The following is a 21874-nucleotide window of genomic DNA, read 5'->3' on the forward strand; positions in this document are numbered from 1 at the left end:
ATTAATTCGCCTCTTCTTCCGTACTGCTCAAATTAGCCTCAACTCGGGTATTTTTTGGCACTACCAAAATGTTGTCAGGAGTCCCGACGATTTTGACGCCCGGTTTGACGACCACGTTTTTATCAAGAATTGCCCAGTGAACCTCGGCATCATGACCGATCCTTGCATTTGGCATCACGATCGAGTTGGTTACGACAGCTTTTGGATCAACGACTGAGCGCCGTGAGATCAAACTGTCGGAAACCGTACCGTAAATATCGCAGCCGGTTGCCAGATGACTGTTCTTAACCTTGGCGTGTCTGTCGTAGTAGGTAGCAACCTCATTGCGCGTCCGGGTAATAATGCGCTGATTGGTATAGAGCAGCTCGTTCATTTTGTTGGAATCAAGCATGTCTTTGTTGGCTTGGTAATAGCTTGGCAGGTCATAGATGTTCTGCAGATAGCCGACGTATTCATAGCCGCCTGCCAACCCTGGCTTAGGCAGCTGCGCTTTTAAAAAGTCATCCAACTGCGCTGGGGCATCCATCTGCTGTCCCTTGCGCAAGGCGTCGATCAGCCAGCGCGTATCAGCGATGTAGACGTTCATTGACAGGTTGAAGCTTCCTGTTTGATCAGACAATTTGGCAAACTCATCACAGGTAATCACGTTGCCCAGGCTGTCAAAGCTCAAGATGTTGTCGTAAGTGGCAATCTCATCGGCATCGGTCCGGCTGTAGATTACCGTCAGCGGTTTATCAGTCTGCTTGTGAATCTTTAAAGCTGCCCGCAGATTGAGATTGCAAAGCATCCGCGTCCCCATGATAACCGTGTAGGCAGTGTGCGATTTTTCCAAAAACTCAATCGTATTGTCGAAATACTTTTCGCCAGCGGCCTTTTTATTTTCGCTGTCCTGGAAATAGTTGACGTACTGATAGGAACCGATTGCATCCAGTCCCCATTCACGACCGCCACCCAGGTGATCAAAAACGGACCGCACCTTGTCTTCGTCTTCAATCAGCTGAACGTTACGGATCCCGGCATTGACGACGCTGGACAGCTCAAAGTCGATCAAGCGGTACTTGCAGTCAAAAAACAGCGTTCCCAGTGGTCGTTCGTTGGTTAATGGCTTTAAGGCATCATCATTGAGCTCGTCAACAATGATTGCACACATTTGATTATTCTTCATTTGAAGTTCCCCCTAACGTTTCGCCATTGCCGACTACTGCAATGTCATCATCTCCGCCATCGATCGTTACGCCATCGCCAATCACGGCATTCTCGCCAATAATGGCCCGCCGAATCGTAACGTCGCGACCGATGCTGGCACCTGGCATGATCATACTGTCGATCACCTGACTGCCTTCTTTGACCCGAACATTGGCTGACAGAATACTGTGCTGAATCTTACCAGCCACGTAGCAGCCATCGACAATCATCGACTGTGAGACTTCCGCCGTATCCGTCAGCATCTGTGGTGGCGCCAGTGGACTGCGGGAATTGATCCGCCAGCTGCGATCCTGCATGTTAAGACCGTTGTTTGGCTCCAGAAATTCCATATTGGCCTGCCAAAGCGACATGATTGTCCCAACATCCCGCCAGTAGCCTGAGAAGCGGTAGGCGTAGACTGGCTCGCCGCTGTCCAGATAGTATGGAATTACGTTCTTACCAAAGTCGAGCATATTGTCGTTTTTAGTAAAGTTGTTGACCAAGACCTCGCGCAGCCGAGCCCAGTTAAAGATGTAGATCCCCATAGATGCGTGGTTGCTCTTTGGCTCAGCCGGCTTTTCCACGAACTCGGTAATCCGATCATGCTCATCAGTGTTCATGATGCCGAATCGCGAAGCATCTTCCCATGGCACGTCGATTACGGCCACCGTCAAAGAGGCGCCGTTATCAATATGCTGCTGCAGCATGTCGCTGTAGTCCATCTTGTAGATGTGATCGCCCGACAAGACCAGCAGATACTTTGGATTGATACTGTCGATATAGTCGATATTTTGATAGATGGCATGGGCCGTTCCCGCAAACCACTTGCTGCCGTCTGGACTGGAGTATGGCTGCAGGATCGTTACGCCAGAGTCCAAACGATCCAATCCCCAGCTGGCCCCGTTACCAATGTGCCGATCCAAAACCAGGGGCTGATACTGCGTGATTACGCCAATATTACGAATGCCTGAATTGACACAGTTGCTCATTGTAAAATCAATAATTCGATAGCGGCCGCCAAATGGTACGGCAGGCTTGGCTTGATTCTGCGTCAGCTTGCCCAGACGAGTTCCCTTACCGCCGGCCAATACAATCCCTAACATTTCATCATTCATAATCATGGATGGTGGGCTCCATCCAACACCCCTTTCTATTTGCTCCCCGCTTGCTGCTGTTTTTTATCGGTTGGCTTAGCTTGCTTTCTTGGTCGCGGCTGTGGCTTACGACGCGCGATCTTGACATCCTTGCCAGGTTTTAGAATCAAAGCCCCCAATGCCGGTACCGTGGTTTCAATCGTATACTCATATTCTTTAAATGAATCCGGCTTGGTATGACAGGCAGGATTATTTCGAGTCCAGGTGCCGCCAAACTCCTTCATTTCAGTATTAAGAATCTCATGATAGGTACCCGCGTAAGGAACGCCGATCTTAAAGCCGCGTCTTTCAACCGGCGTGTAGTTCAGAATCACGATCAAAAAATCACGCTTGCGCTTACCATGCCGAATATAGCTCAAGACCGTCTGATCCTTATTATCGGCATCAATGATCTCTAGGCCGCTGTCTTTAGTATCCAGTTCCCAAAGCGATGGGTTGTCATGATACAGGCCGTTTAAAACCGCGGTAAAGTGCTGCATCGTTTGATTCAACGGGTCTTTTAGGTCAACCCATTCCAGTGGTGCATCATATTTCCATTCAAGATACTGGCCAAACTCACCGCCCATAAACAGCAGCTTCTTGCCTGGATGCGTCATCTGCCAGACATACAGATTCCGCAGCTGGGCAAACTGCTTATAGCGATCGCCCCACATCTTGTTCATCAGACTGCGCTTGCCATGAACCACCTCATCATGCGACAGCGGCAGGATGAAGTTTTCCGCCAAGCGATACATAAACGAGAAGGTCAGCTTGTGGAAGTCAAAGCTGCGATAGATTGGATCCTCGCTGTAAAAGTCCAGCGTATCATTCATCCAGCCCATGTTCCACTTGTAGTCAAAGCCCAGCGCACCATCCTCGATTCGACCGGAAACCTGTACGCCAGCCGAGCTTTCCTCCGCAATCCATAACGACTCGGGGTGCTCAAGCTTGACGGCTTTGGTTGCTTTATGCAAAAAATCATAGCCTTCCAGGTTGCGCGTGTCGCCATACTTATTCGGCTTCCAGGGACCGAAATCGTAGTCCAGATAGATGATGCTGGAAATTGCATCAGCCCGAATCCCATCAACGTGATAGGCATTCAGCCAAAACAGCGCGCTGGAGATCAAAAATGACTGTACCTGCGGCTTGCCCAGATCAAAGTTCAAGGCACCCCAGCCGATGTTTTTAGCCCGATCGGCATCCTCATACTCAAACGTCGGCGTGCCATCATAATAAGCCAGCGCGTCATCATTGATATTAAAATGACCAGGCACCCAATCAACGATTACGCCAATGTTGGCCTGATGACAGCTCTCGACGAATTCTTGAAACTGTTCGGGAGTGCCATAGCTGGAACAAAGCGCATAAAAGCCAATAATCTGATAGCCCCAGGATGCCGGCAGCGGATGTTCCATCAGCGGCATAAACTCAACGTGACTGTAATGCATCTTTTTTAAATAAGGAATCAGTTCCCGCGTCAGATCACTAAAATCATAGGGAGTACCGTCTTCATGAAAACGCCATGAGCCGGCATGCACCTCATAAATATTAAGTGGACGATTAAAGTGATGCTCGCGTTTTTGCCGTCCCCGCCATAAGCCGTCTTTCCACTTTCGGTTAGGAAAATCGATGATCCGGGCGGCCACGCCAGGTCGCTGTTCAAAACAGACCGCGAATGGATCAATTTTCATGATTTCGCGGCCGGTACTCTGCTTGATATTAAATTTATAAAGCTGACCGGCCTGTGCCTGGTCGGTAAAAATGCTCCAGACACCGTATTGATCCTTTTGCATTGGCAGCGAATGCTCATCCCATTGATTGAAGTCACCGACCAGCCAAACCTGCTGAGCATGCGGTGCCCAGACCCGAAAAACGAATCCCTCGCTTTCTGCGCGTTTTTCGCGATGAACGCCTAAAACATCTTGGGCACGATAATTCGAGCCATCGACAAAGGCCTGCAGCGAGGCTGACAAATCCTTTTCACTCAGCATTTGATCACCCCTTTACAAAAACAAATGTAAATTTTATGCATAAAAATAGCTAATTATTAGCTAAAAGCACTTTTTTATTAATTATTAAAAATTAATTAACAAAATCAGCCAACTATCTTTTTCAAAAGAAATTTCGTTTACTGCTTTTAACTAATTAAAGTATAAAACGACTCCGTACTTTCAACAACACGAACTTAATTAAATCTGTAATATATTATTAGTAATCTAATACAGATTTAGGAAATTGTTTCAAAAAAGTGTTTTTTTTCAGTTTTTTTTGCAACATATGCCCCTTGAATTGTAATTTTGACAACAGCATATCCTGCTTGATCCATTTTAAATGAATATTCTTTAATCTATTTGGTTCGTTCCATTTATAAAAATGCATCGTTCCATAATTTTCTTTTGGATATGATCAATTGAAAAAATAGTGATTATTCAAACAGACAAGCAGTTTCTGCGTCCTTAATCTAAGATCTGGCTGAGCAGCGATTAGATTGATCATCATAAGCCAGCATGAACGGGATCAAATTTCAAACTATACTGTAATTCAGCCACAGCCCACTTTTAGAAAACGTTTACATTTTATGGTAATAAAAAAACCCGAGCATAACTCGGGTACCTGTAATGCAGATCTCTGTAGGCCATGTTTTGTCGTAACACCATCACCAGGTCATGACGATGTCGAGGCAATCATCTATCTCAGAGTAAAACTCTCCCCTGGAATCACTTCAATTCGCTATCCAAAGCTCCCCTACCGTAGTTTGGGTTTACCGCTTGAGGGGTTTACCGCGTTCCACCAGTATTGTTTCCAATACTGCTTCGTCACTGTGGCACTTTTCAGGGATACTGGGACATAGCTTGCGCCTTAGTCGGTTTTCCCGCCGTCACCGAGCAGACTCGGTGCCCCGCCTTATTTTTTCAGCGAGCACAAACACTACAGACATCGCAGTCTGTGCGAGCATGGACCTTCCTGACATGATGCATGATCATGCCCGATCGCCCAAGACCTGCATTAGTTTTTTCAATTTAATTTGCGGACTAGAGCAAATGAGAATCGTCACGGTCGCTGCTGTTCAGCTGTGAGCCAAAAACCCGCCGTTCCAGATTCGAAAGTCGTTTCAAAATATCCATGTTGGTTGCATTTGAAACTGGCTGCGAGCTTGCCGAACGTGGAATGGAAGAACCAACCTCCACCTGTCGATTAAGCTCATCAACCTTGGACCGCAAGCGAGCATTTTCATCTTGCAGTCGCGTGATTTCTTTATTAAAAGTGTCATAGTCCTTGATAACATCATCGAGGAAAGAATCTACATCAGAAACGTCGTAACCTTTACCGATGCTTTTTTCTTTGAACTGTTTTTGCAAAATATCTTGCGGTGTAAACTTAATGCCATCCAACTTAAACACCTCATTGCTTATTTAATCCGTAACACATTAATTAATTCTACCAGACTCAAAAATAATTTCAAGAGTCAATTTTAAATTTTATTCCTCATCTGCTTCGCGCAGGCGCTCGCTGTATTCTTCAGCCGCTTCCTGCAGTTCATCAAAATCAATCATTCTCATTGAATAATCGGCATTCTGCTCACGGTAGCGATTGATTGCCCGCCAGTCCCAGACCGTTTTCCCCTCACGCTCGGGATCATAGATTAAAAGTGCGCCATCAGTATAATGAAGCATAAAGTTCTGGTAGGCGCGCAGCTGTTCTGGCGATTCATATTTCTTTTCACTGACCCGACCGGCAAAATCAACCTGAGCCTTGATTGCTGCCAAGCGTGCCTGGTTGTTTTCATTCCAGCGCGCGGCAAAATCAGCATACGGCTCCATCAAGGCAATCTTTAGCTGCGGATAGTCGGCTTTGATTGTCAACGCGCTTTCAATGCTCCAGCGCTCAACACCCATCTGCGGTCCCGTAATCAGCCAAAATTCCTCAGCCGTGCTGTCCAATTGATCGCGCAGTTGCTTTTGCAGCACGTCTTTAATCACCGCAACCTTGGGATCCTTTTCATCAAAGACGCCCAGCTCATATGCTCGATAGCCCGTTGTCCACAGTCTTTTCATTTAATCATGTTCCTTTCTAAATTTAATTAACAATTAATTTTATTGAATGGATTTAACCGGTTTTTTTCGTACTCTGGTATAATAACACCTAGTTAAGGGAGGAAAAACTGATGAGCATTCATTATCCAAGTGGTCAAAAGCCACTCGCTGTTCACGAACGACCGCAGTCTCAATCCGTTGCGCTGCGTTCATCCTATGCTCAGCGCGGAATGTCATTGGAAGCTGAGATCAATGCCAGCAATCGGTATTATCTGGCAAATCATATTGCCGTAATTCATAAAAAACCAACCCCGGTTCAACTGGTCAAGGTTGATTATCCTAAAAGAAGTGCCGCCGTTATTCGCGAGGCCTACTTCAAACAGCCTTCAACCACTGACTACAATGGTATCTATAAAGGATGGTACATTGATTTTGACGCCAAGGAAACCCGCAATAAAGCCTCTTTTCCATTAAAGAACTTTCATGAGCATCAGATTCGTCATATGCGTGAGTGTGTTGATCAAGGCGGAATTTGTTTTGCCTTGATCAGATTTGTCGAACTCGATCAAATGTATGTCTTTCCAGCCACCAGCCTGTTTGAATACTGGCAACGACAGCTGCATGGCGGACGCAAATCGATTCCCTTGACCGCTATTATTCAAGACGGCTATCCAGTTCAGTATGGCCTAAATCCGCGCCTGCACTATCTAGCAGCGGTTGACCAGCTGATTGCCGCCAAAAAGCACTAATTTTAAAGGAGTAAGCAATGAACAACCAAGCAAGGCCGAGCCGTTCCAGTCAACGGTCCGGCAAGAAAAAAGCTGGTCGCGGCAGCATTGTCAAGCGCGTGCTGCTGTGGATCCTGGGACTGTTCGTTTTGATGGTCGTTGCCGGGGCATGCGTATTTTTCTATTATGCATCCAGCGCGCCTAAGATCAGTCGCAGCCAGCTAGCCAGCCAGACCACTACTACGATTTATGACGCTGATAATAACGTCATCTCACGCTTAGGCGCACAAAAGCGTGAATATGCAAGCAGCAGCGAGATTCCAAGTACCTTGAAAAACGCGGTCGTTGCCATTGAAGACCGGCGTTTCTACAAGCATCATGGGGTTGACCCCGTCCGAATCATGGGAGCTGCCGTCGCCGACATTACCCATCGCTCAAGCGGCATGCAGGGGGGCAGTACCCTGACTCAGCAGCTGGTCAAGCTTTCCGTCTTCTCAACTTCTGATGCCGACCGCACGCTTAAGCGCAAGGCTCAGGAAGCATGGCTGGCTATTAACGTTGAAAGGCATTTTTCCAAGTCGCAGATTCTCGGCTTTTATATCAATAAAGTCTACATGGGCAACGGGGTCTATGGGATGAAGACGGCCGCTCAATACTACTACGGCAAGGATCTAACTGAGCTCAGTCTGGCTCAGTTGGCAATGCTGGCCGGGATTCCCCAGTCGCCAACCTACTACAACCCGACAACCGGCAATGCCAAGTACGCAACCCAACGCCGCAACCAGGTACTTGATGCCATGGTCCGCAGCAAGTACATCTCACAAAGTCAGGCCAACGCAGCTAAAAAAGTCAGCATCAAAGAAGGACTTGATCCTGACCATGGCAACACTTCTGATAATTCTGTCCAGGTTAAGGAAAAAGTGGTTGACTCCTACGTCAAGGAAGTTTTGTCGCAGCTGGTGGCTAAAGGATACAACCCTTACACGGACGGCTTAAAGGTGCACACCAATCTTGACTTGAGCGCCCAAAAGCACCTGTACAATGCTGCCAACAACTCGGTAGCCTTCCAAAGCGACAAGATGCAGACTGGGGTCGCCGTCGTTGATCCTAATAATGGTCAAATCGTTGCCATGCTTGGTGGCCGCAAGACTGGCAACGTTGTCTACGGCCTTAACCGTGCCGTTCAGACTGACCGCTCATCTGGTTCGACCGTTAAGCCTTTGATGGACTATGGCCCTGCTATTCAATACCTCAAGTGGCCAACCTATAAGTCCGTTGAAGATACCAAGTTCGTCTACCCTGGTACCAACAAGGTTCTGCATGACTTTGACAACCAATACAAGGGTACGATGACGATGCGCGAGGCTTTGGTTCAATCCAGAAACGTCCCAGCCATTCGAACGCTGCAGACCGTTGGCATTTCACGGGCTACCAAGTTCTTAAAGGGCCTGGGTATTTCCCAATCCAAGGCATACACGCTGCAAAACGGGATTGGCATCTACGTATCGCCGCTGCAGATTGCGGCTGCCTACGCGGCTTTTGCTAATGGCGGTACCTACTACAAGCCTTACTACATCAGCTCGATCACGACACAGGATGGCAAGACGCTTACCTACTCACCAAGCGGCAAGCGGGCCATGAGCAAGGCAACGGCCTACATGATCACTGATATGCTCAAGGGCGTCTTTACCGGTCAAGGAAGCGCCACTAAGGCCAACCTTTCTGGCGTCTACCAAGCCGGCAAGACTGGTTCGACGGATTATCCAACCTCCAGCCATCCCGATGGTGAAATGGATTCCTGGATGGCCGGCTACACTAAGAACTACTCAATTGCCATCTGGACTGGCTATGATCATCCAATGCAGGCCGGCAGCGGAATTACCAAAGCCTACCAGTCAACGGCGCAATTGCTGTACAAGGATCTGATGCAGTATCTTGACGGCAAGAATCACGCTACGAACTGGTCAATGCCAAGCACGGTTGAGGCCGTTACGGTAAACGGTACTCGTCAGCTGGTTATTAAAGATTCTAAATGGGCGCTAGGCGTAACCAGCAGCTCAGCACTGTCATCCAGCTCCAGCAGCTCAGCTAGTTCAAGTTCCAGCTCGTCATCCTCATCCTCTAATTCGAGCTCAGAATCCAATTCATCCAGCTCCAGCTCCAGCTCCAGTGCTGCCAGCTCGGCCAGCGAAAGCTCATCAAGTGCAGCCAGTTCAGCCAGCTCGGCTCCGGCAGCTTCCAGCTCAGCTCAACAGCCAGCTCAGCAGCCACAGCCAGCCACTGGTCAATAATTCAATATAATCAAAAAAACGGTCAGTTCCCAAATTGAGAACTGATCGTCTTTTTTTATTTTTCAAAATTACAGCTTAGTAGTGCAAATCATATTCTTGTTCAAGATGACCCTTCCGACGACCATTTTGCAGAATATAGATGGCCAGAATTACGAGCACAATGCCCAAGATTTCGATCCAGTTCATCCATTCTTTAAAGAAGATCACACTTAAAATTGCCGTCACGATTGGCTGCAGCGCATCCATAATGCTGACCACGTCTGAAGGGGCAAACTTGGTCGCATGCATCAGCATCCCAAATGGAATAATCGTCCCAAACAAGACCACCGTTGAAACGGATGCGACCAGTGTTCCGGTAATGTGTGGCGGATTGACCCAAAATGGCTGGTACAGATTAAACAAGACCCCAGCAATCGCGGTCCCCCAACCCAACACAACCAGCGGCGAATTTTCTTCGGCGGCCTTTTGCGGTAAAACAACGTAAAAAGCTGCCGTAATACCAGAACCCAGCCCCCATAAAAATGAATTCAGCGGGATCGCCAAATGACCAAAGTTCCCCTTGGTCAAGCAGAGAAAAACACCGGCCATGGCAATCACAAATGATAAAAGATCGCTTTTCAGCGGACGGCTATGCTGGAAGAACCAGCCGCCAAAAACGATAAACAATGGTGACAGATACTGCAGAATGGTTGCCATGGACGCATTCCCTGTCTGAACCGAGTAATAGAAAGTATAGAGATTAGCCATCAAGCCAAAAACCGCATAACTGAACAGCGAGATTACGGATGGCCATGACTTGAAGACGTTAAAGATCTTACCACGATATAAAAAAGCGCTGATGATCAATAAGATTGCCCCGGCAGCCGAGGTACGCATGGAAAGCATCCAATGTGCAGGGATAGCCAGATTCTGCGAGATCAGCTGCAGAACCGTGCCAGAAACACCCCAGCTGATTGAGGCCGTTCCTGCCCACAGCATCCCTTTAACGATATTTTTTTGTTTATTCATCTTAAAATCCTACCCATAAATTATTTCAAATCACAATAAGAAATATTCTAACATTTTTATATAAATTCTTCTGGAAAAATGCTTTTTTTCAGCAAAAAAACCGTTCATGAAAGTTTCACGAACGGTTTACTTAATTATATTAAGTTTAGAACCAGCTCTTGACCCAATTAATAAATCTAGTCAGCCAGTTTTGCGCCTGCTTGACCGTTTCCTTGCCGGCTTCACTGTTGGCCCAGTTCTTTGCCTTATTCATCAAGTTGCCGGTTGAGTTCTTAACGTTATTGATAGTGTTAGTTACGTTGGTGATATAGGTCTTGCTGGAAGAAATTGGCGAGTTTTGGAAGTTAACCAGCGCGCCGGCAATTTTTTCCTGCTGCGTCGTGGTCGTTTGATCAGCAATTCCGCGCTTTTCCAGTGCCTTATTCAGCATTTCCTGAATATCTGCCTTGGTTGCCAGCTCGCCACTGCTCTGTTTTTGCTGAGCGATCTGCTTAGACGTATCGCCAACCGCTGCCATCAGCTTGCCTGGGTAGGATGAGTCGTCCTTATTGGCATCAATGGCATCCTGAGTAGCATCCAGAACCGAGTTGGCTGCCGCCGTGTTTTGACTGTTCAGCTGGTGACCATCTTCTTCAAAGGCCTTGTAGACCCCAGTCAAAGCTGATTCACCAGAAACGGCGCGATTGGCAGTGACCACGATCGTAATGTCGGTTACCCCTGCCATCTGAGCAACCATTGCGTACTGCTGGGCCGTAACTTCAGTGATGTTGCTTTGGCCGTTGTACTTTTTGATGTTGACCTTGACCCCGCTGCCTGGATCGGTTGGTGCAATTGCTACCGAACTGATCATGGCCGCATCGGTAGTCGTGCCATTGCCGATGTATTTGGCGTAGTCGCTGGCCGTGGCCGTTAATTTCTTAAAAGACGAATCCACGCCCATTACCGAGTTCAGCTGATCATAAACGCTTTGTGGCGCACCGGCACCGTAAACCACGTAAGAGTTGCTTAAGGTATGCGTAGCCGTAGAAGACGATGAGCTTGACTGCTCGGTTGCAGTGTCAGCAGATACGACCGCCGGAGCCGCCACTGCTGCCGCACCAGCAAGCGTTACTGCCAGCATCAATCCGGCCAGCATTTTGATTGGTTTGTTCATCTTTAGCAAACCGCCTTTCTGATTATTTGCCTCTTAATTATACCTTGAATTCGTTATAAAAAGCCCTGTCTTGACCAAAACTTAAAGATTAGCTCAAACGCTCATTAAGGATTAATCAGAGAGTTGATTCCCTTAGCCAGTCATTAGCGCTGTCATCAAGCTGTCCGCCGCGTCTTAATCATCAGGCAGCTTAAGGATTGGAATATTGGGGATCGGCCGGTTGCCCAGCTGTCCGCCCCGCTGTGCCATGCGACTCTGATAGCGCTGCTTATCCTGTTCGACTTCTTGGGGCGTCTTAAGATTGTTCTTGCGCCAGTTCATCAGGATTGAATCCATATAGCGGAACCGCAGTGAGCCATTGACCACCGCTTCTTTTAAGGCCAGCCGAATCATTTCAATCTCATAATGATCCTTATCCAGCCAGTCATTGACATAGGTAATCTCCATTGGTGTCAACGGGCGGCCAAACTCGCTTTCAATCTCGGCAAACAGTTTTTCGCGAGCCGTGGTCTGCTTGACATTTTTTTGCTGCGACTGAATCTGTCCCTCACGACCAACCAAACGACTGATCAGTGGCGAAAAGTCATAGTAGGCCGTTTCTTTTCCCTCAGCATCGCGTTTCATTCGCTGCACCAGCAATTGATGCTCAGTCATCTGATGAATCTGTTCATAGACGGTCCGCTCATCAGTCTGCAGATTTTCTGCAATCCAGGTGATGCTGGGGTTCTCAATGCCCCGATCGATGTAGGACTTCAATTCCAGATAGACCAGCAGCTCACCACTGGTCATCCCGATTTCTCGGTAATGATGAAGCAAAAGATTACTGATTGATGTTTCGCCGGCCTGCAGATAGGAAAACAAAAAATCCTGCTTCGCCATAAGCATCCCCCTTTTTCATTCGTGCATCACCCATTTTAAAATAACGGCCCGCACTTATACAAGTCTCAAAGCCATTCAATCATCAGTTCATTCAAACGTCTTCTTCATGACAATGCCGCGCGTTGCTTAAAGCAGGTTCAATCATTAACTAACCAATCCAGATCAAGCAAAAGGACCGATGACTCGCTGCCATCGGTCCTTTAATTTATTTTAAGCCACATTATTGCGTCTAATACCGATTATGGGTAGATCCGGTTTAACAGACGTGGGAATGGGATGACTTCGCGCAGGTGATCCTGCAGGCAGATCCAGGTCAGGAAACGTTCCAGCCCCAGACCAAAACCGCTGTGTGGCACCGTGCCATACTTGCGCAGGTCAAAGTACCATTGATAGTCATCGATGTTCAGTCCTGCCTCTTTAGCTGATGCTACCAGCGTGTCATAGTCGGTTTCACGCTCTGAGCCGCCAATGATTTCGCCATAGCCTTCTGGAGCCAGCAGATCGGCGCAGACATAAACGTCATCGCGCGTTGGGTGGCCCTTCATGTAGAATGGCTTGATTGACTTAGGATAGTTCAATACAAATACCGGCTTGCTGAAGTGGTTGGCCAGGTAGGTTTCTTCTGGTGAGCCAAAGTCGTCGCCCCACTGAACGTCCATGCCGGCATCCTGCAAAAGCTTAATTGCTTCATCATAGCTGATGCGTGGATATGGCGTTTGCGTGAATGGTTCCAACGTCTTTGGATCACGACCAACGACTTCCAGTTCCCGACTGCAGTCCTTGATTACGGCCTTGATCAGGTAGGCCACGTATTCTTCCTGCAGCTGCAGACTTTCTTCTTGGTGCATGAAGGCCATTTCTGGTTCGATCATCCAAAATTCAATCAAGTGACGACGCGTCTTAGACTTTTCAGCACGGAAAACCGGGCCAAAGCTGTAGACCCTGTCGAATGCCAGCGCGCCGGCTTCTTCGTAAAGCTGACCGGACTGAGAAAGGTAGGCATCCCGGTCAAAGTACTTAGTCTTAAACAGGTCGGTCGTGCCTTCTGGTGCATTGGCCGTCAAGATCGGCGCGTCAATCTTGGTAAAGCCATGTTCGCCAAAGAACTCGTAGTTGGCCCGAATGACGCGGTCACGAATCCGCATCAGCGCGTGTGGCTTGCTGGAACGCAGCCACAGATGACGGTGATCAAGCAAAAAGTCGATCCCGTGTTCCTTGTTGCCGATTGGGTAGTCAACGCTTTCGCCGATCAGTTCGATGTCTTCAATCTGAATTTCGTAGCCAAACTTGGAACGAGCATCTTCATGAATCTCGCCCGTTACCCAAAAACTGCTTTCTTGACGCAGTTCATGCCGTGCCATTTCAAACACTTCTGGCGTCACGTCATTTTTCCGCAGAATGCCTTGGAAAAACGCTGTCCCGTCACGCAGCTGCAAGAAAGCGATCTTACCACTGGAACGCTTGTCAGTCAGCCAAACGCCAATCCGCACGCGTTCGTTGACGTGCTTTGGCGCATCAATAATGTTGATGGTTTCCACAAAAAATTCCTCCAAACAATGTAACTATAAATTGTTGATCTGTTGCACATAGCTGCCCGTCTTGAAGTTGATCAGGTCATAACAGAGATTGCCTTTGCTGTTAAGGTAGGTAACTTCCCAGACTACCTTGTCGTTGAAAATCCCCGGCACGGCCTTGAGTACCCTTTTCGGATGCTCATTGCTCTTAACCTGGGCAAGCGCCTGCTGTTCGGTTAATCCCGTACTTTGCTTGACAACCCGCACTGAGCCGTTTTTCTGCGGCACGATGACCAGAATCCGCTGGCCCTTGCTGTTTTTGCCTGCAACCGTGTAATAAGTATTTTCTCGGTTGTAGATGTAAAAACCAGTGCGCGTCTTTAAATCAGCATAACGCTTGGCAATTGTGGTTGCCTGACGTTCCGCTTCTGCTTTGGGATGATTGCCGACAGCATAGATGCTCCAGCCAACCAAAAAAATTAGGATGATCAGAATCAGCAGATCACGAATCATCCGCTTCGATGTTCCACGACTGCGTTCTCTTTGTACCTCGCGGCGACTTTGCATAGCGGCCTTCCTTCCTAATTCAATTCAGTATCTCTTGCATTATAACAAAATCTATTGGCGCTGCGTGGATCGTTCATGGTTTTTTAAGAATTTTTTTGTCTCTTCAATCACATTAGCAGTTGCCGTTGTTGCTACCGGCATCATTTCCGGCAAGGCGTTCAGGATCGTTTTCCCGTAGCGCCGATCACTCAGCCGCGGATCCAAGACAACGGCCACGCCATAATCATCCGGTGTTCTTAAAAGCCGCCCGATCCCTTGCCGCATCCGCATCGTCGCTTTAGGCAGCTCTAAATGATAAAACGGGTTGATGCCCTTTGATTTAAGCAGGCTGCTTTGCGCACGGTTGAGAATCTCTTGCGGCGAGTCAAACGGCAGCCGCGTAATGATCAAAAGCTGCAGCTGGCTGTTGGGCAGATCGATTCCCTCCCAAAAGCTGGCCGCGCCCAGTAAAACCGAATTTTCGCCCGTTGCAAACTGTTTCAGCAGCTTTTCGCGATTGCCCGTGATTCCCTGAGCCAAAATATCTCGCTGATTAAACAGATTGGTACTGCGCAGCTGACTGTAGACCTGTTCAACCGTCACGAGTGAATTGAACAGCACCATTGTCTGACACTGGGTCTCATTGGCCAGCCGGTAGATGGTCTGGCTGAGATAGCGGATGTAGTCGCCATTATCGGCATCGGCTGGCATCGGTGCGTCCTTGGCAATCAAAAGCCGGCTGTTTTGCTGGTAGTTGAACGGCGACTTAAAATGCTTGACCTTGACGTTATCTCGATTCAGATCCAGCTGCTGGTACAGATAGTTGGAGCGCTTGGAGGTAAACAGCGTTGCCCCGACAAACAGTGCCGGCTGAAAGAATGGATAGACATGTTCGCTGAGGTAATGACTGGCGTTTAAGAGTCCCCCGCTTAATTTCATCGTGCTGCGCTCATGCGACTGCTGAACCGTCAGCCAGAAAACCGCGGCCTCATCATGCTGATCCAGGGCGGACACGAACTCGTGAAGTACCTCGTCAGCCCCGTTCAATGCTGCCAATTGGGTCGCAAACTGGCTCATCAGGTAGCGATCACTGGCCAGCCAGCTGTCACTGCGCGAGGCAAACAGATGATCAAGCGCGGTAAAATGCAGCTGGACGCTGGCTAACGACTGTTCAAGACTCATCATCACCGGTCCTGACGCATCCAGGAGTGCATAAAGTCGCTCATTATCAACGACCTGTTCGATGATCTGATCGTCCTCGCCCGCTGCGTTCAGCATAAAACTGCGGTAAAGCGCGCCTTGAAAATCTAAGAATGCCTGATCCAGCTGCTGCAGATCACCTTGCAGCAGCTCAACGTTGTAGATTCCCAGCGGCAAGTGCGCGAAAACATCAATCAGATTGCGCTCGCTGCCTTCCTTAACCAGCCCTTCTAAAACGTGAGCTGCCGTCGTCAAGCGTTGAAAGTCGACGGTCTGCCGCGCTTTTTTCAGGATACTGTCGCTTAGGTGCTGCGCCTCGTCAACCACCAGATACGGCCGCAGCGCGTCGTGGCCAAACTCAGCCGCGTGGGCAGCCAGATAGGCATGATTGGTAATCACGACCGTAGCATGCTGAAGCTGACGGTTGCGCCGCATCAAAAAATCATCTTTGATAAACGGGTTGTCGCGACTCAGCGTTCTGAGTCCGTGATGACGGATCTCGGTAAAATAAGGCGACTGCTGGGCATTCAGATTCAATTCATCCATATCGCCGCTGGTCGTCTGCAAAAGCCATACCAAGATGCGTGCCTTAAGCAGCTGCACGAGCTTAGAATCCTCCACGATGCTCAATGAGTGCGCAAATTTGGCAAGATCCAGATAATGATCATTGCCCTTTACAACCACGCTGGCAACCTCAAATGGCAGCATCGCGTTAAGCTGCGGCATCGTTTTTTGCTCAATCTGCTGCAGCTGCAGATTAGTCGCCGTCGAAACCACGATTTGCCGATCTGGATAAGCTTGATAGACCATTGGCAAAAGATAGCCCAAAGTCTTGCCGACCCCGGTTCCTGCCTCAATGATCATTGGTTTTTCAGCATCATGAGCATAGTGATTATAGATGCTGTTCATCATCTTAGACTGTGTGGCGCGGAACTCCAGTTGATCGCCAAACAGTTTCTCCTTGGCCTTTTTGGTAGCTGGGTAGGCATTCTTATCATGAGCCATTGGGGTTGCCAAGGGACGCGACTTATGCAGTACAAGACCGTTGCTGACGTAGAGATCAGCGCTTAGATTCTGAGGATGATGGCGGCGTTTTTCCAGCTCCTGGCTGAACACGTCTGCCGTCTGTTTTGGCAGCTGCAGCTTCATCTTAACCAGACTTGCCAAGGTCAGCGTGGGCAGCTGATGAACCTTTTTTAAAAGATCAATCAGCAGCACGGCCGTTGCCTCAGCATCACTGGCGGCACTGTGCGGCTGATCATGCTCGATTGCCAGATAAGAGCTCAGATCGCGCAATCGAAAGCTCTTAGCCGTGGGCAGCAGAATCTGGGCCAGCGTCACCGTATCAATCGCTGGAATTGCTAAGGATTGATGCCCCGCCCGCTCCAACTCTGCATTCAAAAACGGAAAATCAAAATTAACGTTATGCGCAACAAAAATCGTATCGCTAAGCAGGCTTTCCAGCGTATCCGCTACGTCATCAAACCAAGGCGCGTCATGAACGTCTGAGTTGGTGATTCCCGTCAGCTGCTCGATACTGTGAGGAATCTTAGTGCGCGGATTGATTTTGGTTTCAAACTGATTGATAATCTGGTCTGCCTGAACCAAAACGCAGCCAATCTGAATGATCCGATCGCCATGCTTAACGCTGGTACCGGTAGTTTCCAAGTCAACGATCGCATAAATCGGCTCGCGCTTTTTTGACTGTTTTTTCACTTGTCTTCACCGTACTTCGTTATATTTCTCACCACCATGATACTATTCATTTGTCATCTTGACCATTGTTGCATCTGGATGTTTGGCAGCAAAAAGCGCCAAAAAATATAAAAATCTTTCAGACATCCCCAGATTAGGTTAAGATAATTAGAGAAACATTTTTGAAGAAAGTAGGTTTCAGATTGAAACAACAAGGTATTGGGCAAAGTCACGCCAAGATTATTCTGATTGGCGAGCACAGCGTTGTCTATGGTCAGCCGGCAATTGCCCTGCCGCTGCCAAACGTCAAGCTTAAGGCAACGCTCACGGCTGACACGACATCTGCCAGTCACGTTGTCAAATGCAGCTGGGCCCAAGGAAATTTAACCAGTCTGCCCGAATCCATGGCAGGCATTCAAAAACTCATCAACACCCTGATGGAACGTTTCAACGGTCAAGATGACGGTTGGACACTGGAAATCGACAGCATGCTGCCATCCGAGCGCGGCATGGGATCTTCAGCCGCCACTGCAATTGCCGTTGTACGGGCCTTTTTTGATTTATACGAAACGCCATTGGACCGTGCAACGCTATTGAAACTGGCCGATGTTGAAGAACAGATCACGCATCGCAGTCCCAGCGGCTTGGATGCGGCCACGACCAGCTCTGATCAGCCGATTTACTTCATCAAGGGACAGCCTGGTCAGCCAATCGAACTCAACCTGCACGCCACAATGGTGATTGCCGACACTGGCGTCAAAGGGGCCACTAAAGAAGCCATCATGGCCGTCAGAGAGCTGCTGGCCACTGATCCGCAGACTACCCAGCAGCGTTTGGCGCATCTGGGTAAGCTGACTGAGCGCGCACGTACGATTTTAAGCCGCGATGATCCAGATGAGCTGGGGCGCGTCTTAAATCTGGCTCAAGACGAACTGACTGAGCTTAACGTCAGCGATGCGGCACTTGACCGCTTGATCCAAGTCGCGCGGCAAAATGGAGCTTTAGGTGCCAAACTGACTGGCGGTGGACGCGGCGGCTGCATGTTTGCGCTTGCCAAAACTGCCCTGGGTGCTCGCAAGCTGGCCGAAATTTTAAAACAGCATGGTGCGGTTGAAACCTGGATTCAGCCATTGGCAAAGGGGGATGAATAATGACAAGTGCAGTCGCGCGTGCGCATACCAACATCGCATTGGTCAAATACTGGGGGAAACGCGACAGTGAGCTGATGCTGCCGCAAACTGACAGTCTTTCCTTAACGCTGAATGAGTTCTACGCCGACACCAAGGTTGAATTTTCCGCCCAGCTGACCGCTGATGAGCTGATTATTGATGGTCAATCAGTGAGCGGCAAGGGCTTTAAAAAAGTTCAAAAAGTCTTGTCGATCGTGCGCCAGATGAGTCAGACCGATCAGTTTGCCCGAGTTGAATCAGTCAATCATGTTCCCATGGCAGCCGGTCTGGCCAGCTCGGCCTCAGCTTTTGCTGCTTTGGCAATGGCCGCCAGCACGGCTGCAGGAATGAAGCTGTCGCGCCGTGATCTTTCAAGACTGGCGCGCCGCGGATCGGGTTCGGCCACGCGCTCAATCTATGGCGGCCTGGTTGAGTGGCATCGCGGTGTTGATGACCTTACCTCATACGCGGAGCCAATTATGGAAACGGTGGATTTTCCGCTTGAAATGATGGCCATCCTGTTGAATACCGAGCAAAAAAAGGTTTCCAGCACGCTTGGCATGCAGCACGTCGTTGAGACCTCGCCTTACTACCCAGCCTGGCGCGAGGTCGTTCAAGCCGACATGCAGAAAATCAAGCTGGCCATTGAAAAACGCGATATCAATGAAATTGGCCACATCGCTCAGACAAATGCCCTGCGTATGCATGCCCTGAATCTGGCTGCCGATCCTGGCTTTACATACTTTAATGCCGCCACGCTCCAAGCCATGCACGCGATTGATAACTTGCGCGCCAGTGGTACAAACTGTTATTATACGATGGATGCGGGTCCGAACGTAAAAGTGATTTACGATCGGGCTGACCGTAGTAAAATTCAAGCTGCCCTGACCCCACTGTTCGGCGCCGACAATCTGGTCGTGTCCCAGCCCGGACCAGGAACAGTCTTATTGGATCAAAAATAAACCAATATTGAGAGGAATATGGAAAATTGATTACTGCAAAAGCTCCTGGCAAGCTTTATATTGCCGGTGAATATGCCGTAGTTGAAAATGGCTACCCGGCAATTCTGGTTGCGCTAAACCAGTTTGTTACCTGTTCAATCAAAGTCAGTCCTGCCGATACAGGACGCATCATCAGTGAGCAGTACCACGAAAACTCCCTGCTCTGGCGGCGGCAAGGCGATAAAATGGTCGTTGATCAGCGCGACAACCCGTTCGCCTACATTCTTTCCGCCATCAGCGTGACCGAAGAATATGCCCGTAGCCTGGATCGCCAGCTGCAGATCTATGACATCTATATTGACAGTCAGCTTGACTCAGCCAATGGCAAAAAATATGGTCTGGGTTCTTCGGCCGCAGTTACCGTTGCCACGGTCAAGGCACTGTGTCTTTTTTATGATCTGCCGGTTGACAAGGACAAGCTCTTTAAGCTGGCTGCCATCGCCCATTTCGCTGTCCAAGGCAATGGTTCATTAGGGGATGTGGCGGCTTCAGTATATGGCGGTTGGATCGCGTACCACTCGTTTGATCGGCAGTGGCTGGCTGAACAGCGCCAATACCTGGATCTGCCGACTCTGCTTGACCTGCCATGGCCTGATCTAAAAATCGAATCACTGACGGCCCCAGCCAACCTGCAGCTTTTGATCGGCTGGACCGGCAGCCCGGCTTCAACTTCACGGCTGGTCGACAAGATCTCTTTATTTAAGGCTCGTCAGCAGGATAAGTATCATCATTTTCTGGAAGAAAGCAAGGCCTGCATTCAGCGCATGATTGAAGGCTTTCATCAGGCTGATCTGGACGTGATCAAGCGCGAGATTCGCAAAAACCGCGAACTGCTGAAAAATCTGGGTGCCAATTCCGGAGTTCAGATTGAAACGCCGATTCTGCATGAACTGTGTCGAATTGCCGAAGATTTCGGCGGCGCGGCCAAGACTTCCGGTGCTGGCGGCGGCGACTGCGGCATCGTGGCGATTGATGGTCACGCTGATCTGGATGGCCTTTTAGCAGCTTGGCAGACTAAGAAAATTGAACAGCTGCCGTTAGCAGTTCATTTTGTCAATTCGATTCGCCGCTACAAGCTCAAGATCAAATAAATCTGTTCGCGCGCCGCTATTTCGTGACGCGCGAATTTTATGTAACCTATCCAAGGAGGAATCATGGAATCGCTGCAAGCTCACCGTAAAAACGAACATGTTTCGCTGGCCGAAAAGCTTTACTCACAATCCCACGCCACGCATCCGTTCGATCAGGTCCGCCTGATTCACAACAGCCTGCCGGAAATGGCACTCAGCCAGGCGGATCCATGCGTTAGGCTGGGCGAATTGACCTTCAAATCGCCTTTTTATATTGAAGCGATGACTGGCGGCAGCATGCAGACGGCCAAAATCAACGCTCGGCTGGCAGCACTTGCTCATCAGCATGGGCTGGCAATGGCAACCGGATCTTTAAGCGTTGCCTTAAAAGATCCCCAGGCCCAGGCATCTTTTGCCATCGTTCGCGAAAAGATGCCGACTGAACCAGTTATTGCCAATCTTGGCGCCAGCGTCGATCCCAAACAAGCTCAAAAGGCAATTGAGATTCTAAAAGCCGATGCCATTGAGATTCATCTCAATGCTGCCCAGGAACTGGTAATGCCAGAAGGAGATCGTGAGTTTTTCTGGCAGGAGCGCATCAAAAAGCTGGTCAATCAGCTAAGCATCCCCGTCATCGTTAAGGAAGTCGGCTTCGGCATGGATAAAAAAACCATTGCCAGGCTGCAGAAACTGGGCGTGAGATATATCAACGTCAGCGGCCGTGGCGGTACCAACTTCGCGGCCATCGAAAATCGGCGCAATCATAATTTCGACCTGTCAATGCTCAATGACTGGGGACAGACGACGCCAGAATCGCTGTTGGAGGCCCGCGCCGTTAAAAATCCCGATGTCAGCATTATTGCTTCGGGCGGCATTACTTCCCCTCTCGACGTCATCAAGGCCGGTGCTTTGGGAGCAAGTGCGGTTGGCGTGGCTGGCCATTTTCTGCATACGCTGCTTGATGAGGGCGATGACGCTTTAGATCGCGAGCTGGACACTTGGCAAGAAGCAATCCTGCGCCTGCTGACGCTTTTGGGCTGTCATGATTTTGCCGAGCTGAAGCAGGCTGAAGTAGTCTTAAGTCCTGAACTGATCAGCTATGCAACTCAACGTGGCTTATAAGCATTATTCAAAATACTATTTTGGATAATTAGAATAACATTTTACATTTAATAAACTATTATACTTGGATATTTTATTGAAAACGTTCACTTGCGCGACAGGTGAACGTTTTTTAAGTAATGACAATTCGCCTGGTCAATCTTATA

17 protein-coding genes and 1 other RNA gene are annotated in these 21874 nt (G+C 48.9%); 6 read left to right on the top strand and 12 right to left on the bottom strand.

What is annotated here, in order from left to right; all coding sequences use genetic code 11:
* Position 1: 1 nt before the first annotated feature.
* The 6 genes from glgD to ABC765_RS06770 all read right to left on the bottom strand — a co-directional run bounded on the left by glgD (position 2) and on the right by ABC765_RS06770 (position 6373).
* Positions 2-1165 carry a glucose-1-phosphate adenylyltransferase subunit GlgD gene (gene glgD / locus ABC765_RS06745; protein ID WP_347953406.1) on the bottom strand — a complete coding sequence of 388 codons (1164 nt, stop codon included), beginning with the start codon at positions 1163-1165 and terminating at the stop codon, positions 2-4.
* On the bottom strand, positions 1155-2300 hold the full coding sequence (locus ABC765_RS06750; protein WP_039945028.1) for a glucose-1-phosphate adenylyltransferase: 1146 nt from the start codon (positions 2298-2300) through the stop codon (positions 1155-1157). Before ABC765_RS06750 ends, glgD begins: the two co-directional genes overlap by 11 nt.
* Positions 2301-2335: 35 nt before the next feature.
* On the bottom strand, positions 2336-4309 hold the full coding sequence (gene glgB / locus ABC765_RS06755) for a 1,4-alpha-glucan branching protein GlgB (RefSeq protein ID WP_347953407.1): 1974 nt from the start codon (positions 4307-4309) through the stop codon (positions 2336-2338).
* A gap of 635 nt (positions 4310-4944) precedes the next feature.
* An RNA gene (gene rnpB / locus ABC765_RS06760) (RNase P RNA component class B) lies at positions 4945-5320 on the bottom strand.
* 30 nt (positions 5321-5350) lie between these two features.
* Complete coding sequence (gene gpsB / locus ABC765_RS06765; RefSeq protein WP_179944428.1) at positions 5351-5710, bottom strand: cell division regulator GpsB; 360 nt, start codon at positions 5708-5710, stop codon at positions 5351-5353.
* An 87-nt stretch (positions 5711-5797) separates the two neighbouring features.
* Positions 5798-6373, bottom strand: coding sequence for a DUF1273 domain-containing protein (locus ABC765_RS06770; RefSeq protein WP_347953408.1), 576 nt, complete (start codon positions 6371-6373; stop codon positions 5798-5800).
* A 110-nt stretch (positions 6374-6483) separates the two neighbouring features.
* On the opposite strand from ABC765_RS06770, the gene recU reads away from it, so the two are divergent.
* Positions 6484-7101 carry a Holliday junction resolvase RecU gene (gene recU, locus ABC765_RS06775; RefSeq protein ID WP_347953409.1) on the top strand — a complete coding sequence of 206 codons (618 nt, stop codon included), beginning with the start codon at positions 6484-6486 and terminating at the stop codon, positions 7099-7101.
* A gap of 17 nt (positions 7102-7118) precedes the next feature.
* Positions 7119-9371 carry a PBP1A family penicillin-binding protein gene (locus ABC765_RS06780; RefSeq protein WP_347980014.1) on the top strand — a complete coding sequence of 751 codons (2253 nt, stop codon included), beginning with the start codon at positions 7119-7121 and terminating at the stop codon, positions 9369-9371.
* Between the two features lie 75 nt (positions 9372-9446).
* On the opposite strand, the gene ABC765_RS06785 is transcribed toward ABC765_RS06780, so the two are convergent.
* The 6 genes from ABC765_RS06785 to ABC765_RS06810 form a co-directional block, all read right to left on the bottom strand.
* Positions 9447-10379, bottom strand: a complete 933-nt coding sequence (locus tag ABC765_RS06785) for a DMT family transporter (RefSeq protein WP_347953411.1) — start codon at positions 10377-10379, stop codon at positions 9447-9449.
* Positions 10380-10524: 145 nt separating this feature from the next.
* Positions 10525-11532: a DUF1002 domain-containing protein gene (locus ABC765_RS06790; protein WP_376751273.1), complete on the bottom strand. Its 1008-nt coding sequence runs from the start codon at positions 11530-11532 to the stop codon at positions 10525-10527.
* Between the two features lie 174 nt (positions 11533-11706).
* Entirely contained in the window at positions 11707-12411 is a 705-nt protein-coding gene (locus ABC765_RS06795) for a DnaD domain protein (protein ID WP_347953412.1), read from the bottom strand.
* Positions 12412-12650: 239 nt separating this feature from the next.
* Positions 12651-13949, bottom strand: coding sequence for an asparagine--tRNA ligase (gene asnS / locus ABC765_RS06800; protein ID WP_006499207.1), 1299 nt, complete (start codon positions 13947-13949; stop codon positions 12651-12653).
* 24 nt (positions 13950-13973) lie between these two features.
* Positions 13974-14492: a DUF5590 domain-containing protein gene (locus ABC765_RS06805; RefSeq protein WP_347953413.1), complete on the bottom strand. Its 519-nt coding sequence runs from the start codon at positions 14490-14492 to the stop codon at positions 13974-13976.
* Between the two features lie 51 nt (positions 14493-14543).
* Entirely contained in the window at positions 14544-17387 is a 2844-nt protein-coding gene (locus ABC765_RS06810) for a helicase C-terminal domain-containing protein (protein ID WP_347953414.1), read from the bottom strand.
* A gap of 182 nt (positions 17388-17569) precedes the next feature.
* On the opposite strand from ABC765_RS06810, the gene mvk reads away from it, so the two are divergent.
* Genes mvk through fni form a run of 4 tightly spaced genes read left to right on the top strand, consistent with a single transcriptional unit; the run spans position 17570 to position 21728 of the window.
* A complete protein-coding gene (gene mvk, locus ABC765_RS06815) occupies positions 17570-18517 on the top strand; it encodes a mevalonate kinase (protein WP_347953415.1) in 948 nt (315 codons plus the stop codon).
* Complete coding sequence (mvaD, locus tag ABC765_RS06820; protein WP_347953416.1) at positions 18517-19497, top strand: diphosphomevalonate decarboxylase; 981 nt, start codon at positions 18517-18519, stop codon at positions 19495-19497. The genes mvk and mvaD overlap by 1 nt, the downstream gene beginning before the upstream one ends.
* 26 nt (positions 19498-19523) lie before the next feature.
* Complete coding sequence (locus ABC765_RS06825; RefSeq protein WP_006499213.1) at positions 19524-20627, top strand: phosphomevalonate kinase; 1104 nt, start codon at positions 19524-19526, stop codon at positions 20625-20627.
* A 60-nt stretch (positions 20628-20687) separates the two neighbouring features.
* Positions 20688-21728, top strand: a complete 1041-nt coding sequence (gene fni, locus ABC765_RS06830) for a type 2 isopentenyl-diphosphate Delta-isomerase (RefSeq protein ID WP_347954001.1) — start codon at positions 20688-20690, stop codon at positions 21726-21728.
* Positions 21729-21874: the final 146 nt, after the last annotated feature.

This window comes from Limosilactobacillus sp. WILCCON 0051, assembly GCF_039955095.1.
Taxonomy (GTDB): Bacteria; Bacillota; Bacilli; order Lactobacillales; family Lactobacillaceae; genus Limosilactobacillus; species Limosilactobacillus allomucosae.

Bases quoted from the DNA above. Each gene is read 5' to 3' on its own strand.
- glgD (WP_347953406.1), bottom strand. From the start codon at position 1,165: ATGAAGAATAATCAAATGTGTGCAATCATTGTTGACGAGCTCAATGAT.
- ABC765_RS06750 (WP_039945028.1), bottom strand. From the start codon at position 2,300: ATGAATGATGAAATGTTAGGGATTGTATTGGCCGGCGGTAAGGGAACT.
- glgB (WP_347953407.1), bottom strand. From the start codon at position 4,309: ATGCTGAGTGAAAAGGATTTGTCAGCCTCGCTGCAGGCCTTTGTCGAT.
- ABC765_RS06770 (WP_347953408.1), bottom strand. From the start codon at position 6,373: ATGAAAAGACTGTGGACAACGGGCTATCGAGCATATGAGCTGGGCGTC.
- recU (WP_347953409.1), top strand. From the start codon at position 6,484: ATGAGCATTCATTATCCAAGTGGTCAAAAGCCACTCGCTGTTCACGAA.
- ABC765_RS06780 (WP_347980014.1), top strand. From the start codon at position 7,119: ATGAACAACCAAGCAAGGCCGAGCCGTTCCAGTCAACGGTCCGGCAAG.
- ABC765_RS06785 (WP_347953411.1), bottom strand. From the start codon at position 10,379: ATGAATAAACAAAAAAATATCGTTAAAGGGATGCTGTGGGCAGGAACG.
- ABC765_RS06790 (WP_376751273.1), bottom strand. From the start codon at position 11,532: ATGAACAAACCAATCAAAATGCTGGCCGGATTGATGCTGGCAGTAACG.
- ABC765_RS06795 (WP_347953412.1), bottom strand. From the start codon at position 12,411: ATGGCGAAGCAGGATTTTTTGTTTTCCTATCTGCAGGCCGGCGAAACA.
- ABC765_RS06805 (WP_347953413.1), bottom strand. From the start codon at position 14,492: ATGCAAAGTCGCCGCGAGGTACAAAGAGAACGCAGTCGTGGAACATCG.
- mvaD (WP_347953416.1), top strand. From the start codon at position 18,517: ATGACAAGTGCAGTCGCGCGTGCGCATACCAACATCGCATTGGTCAAA.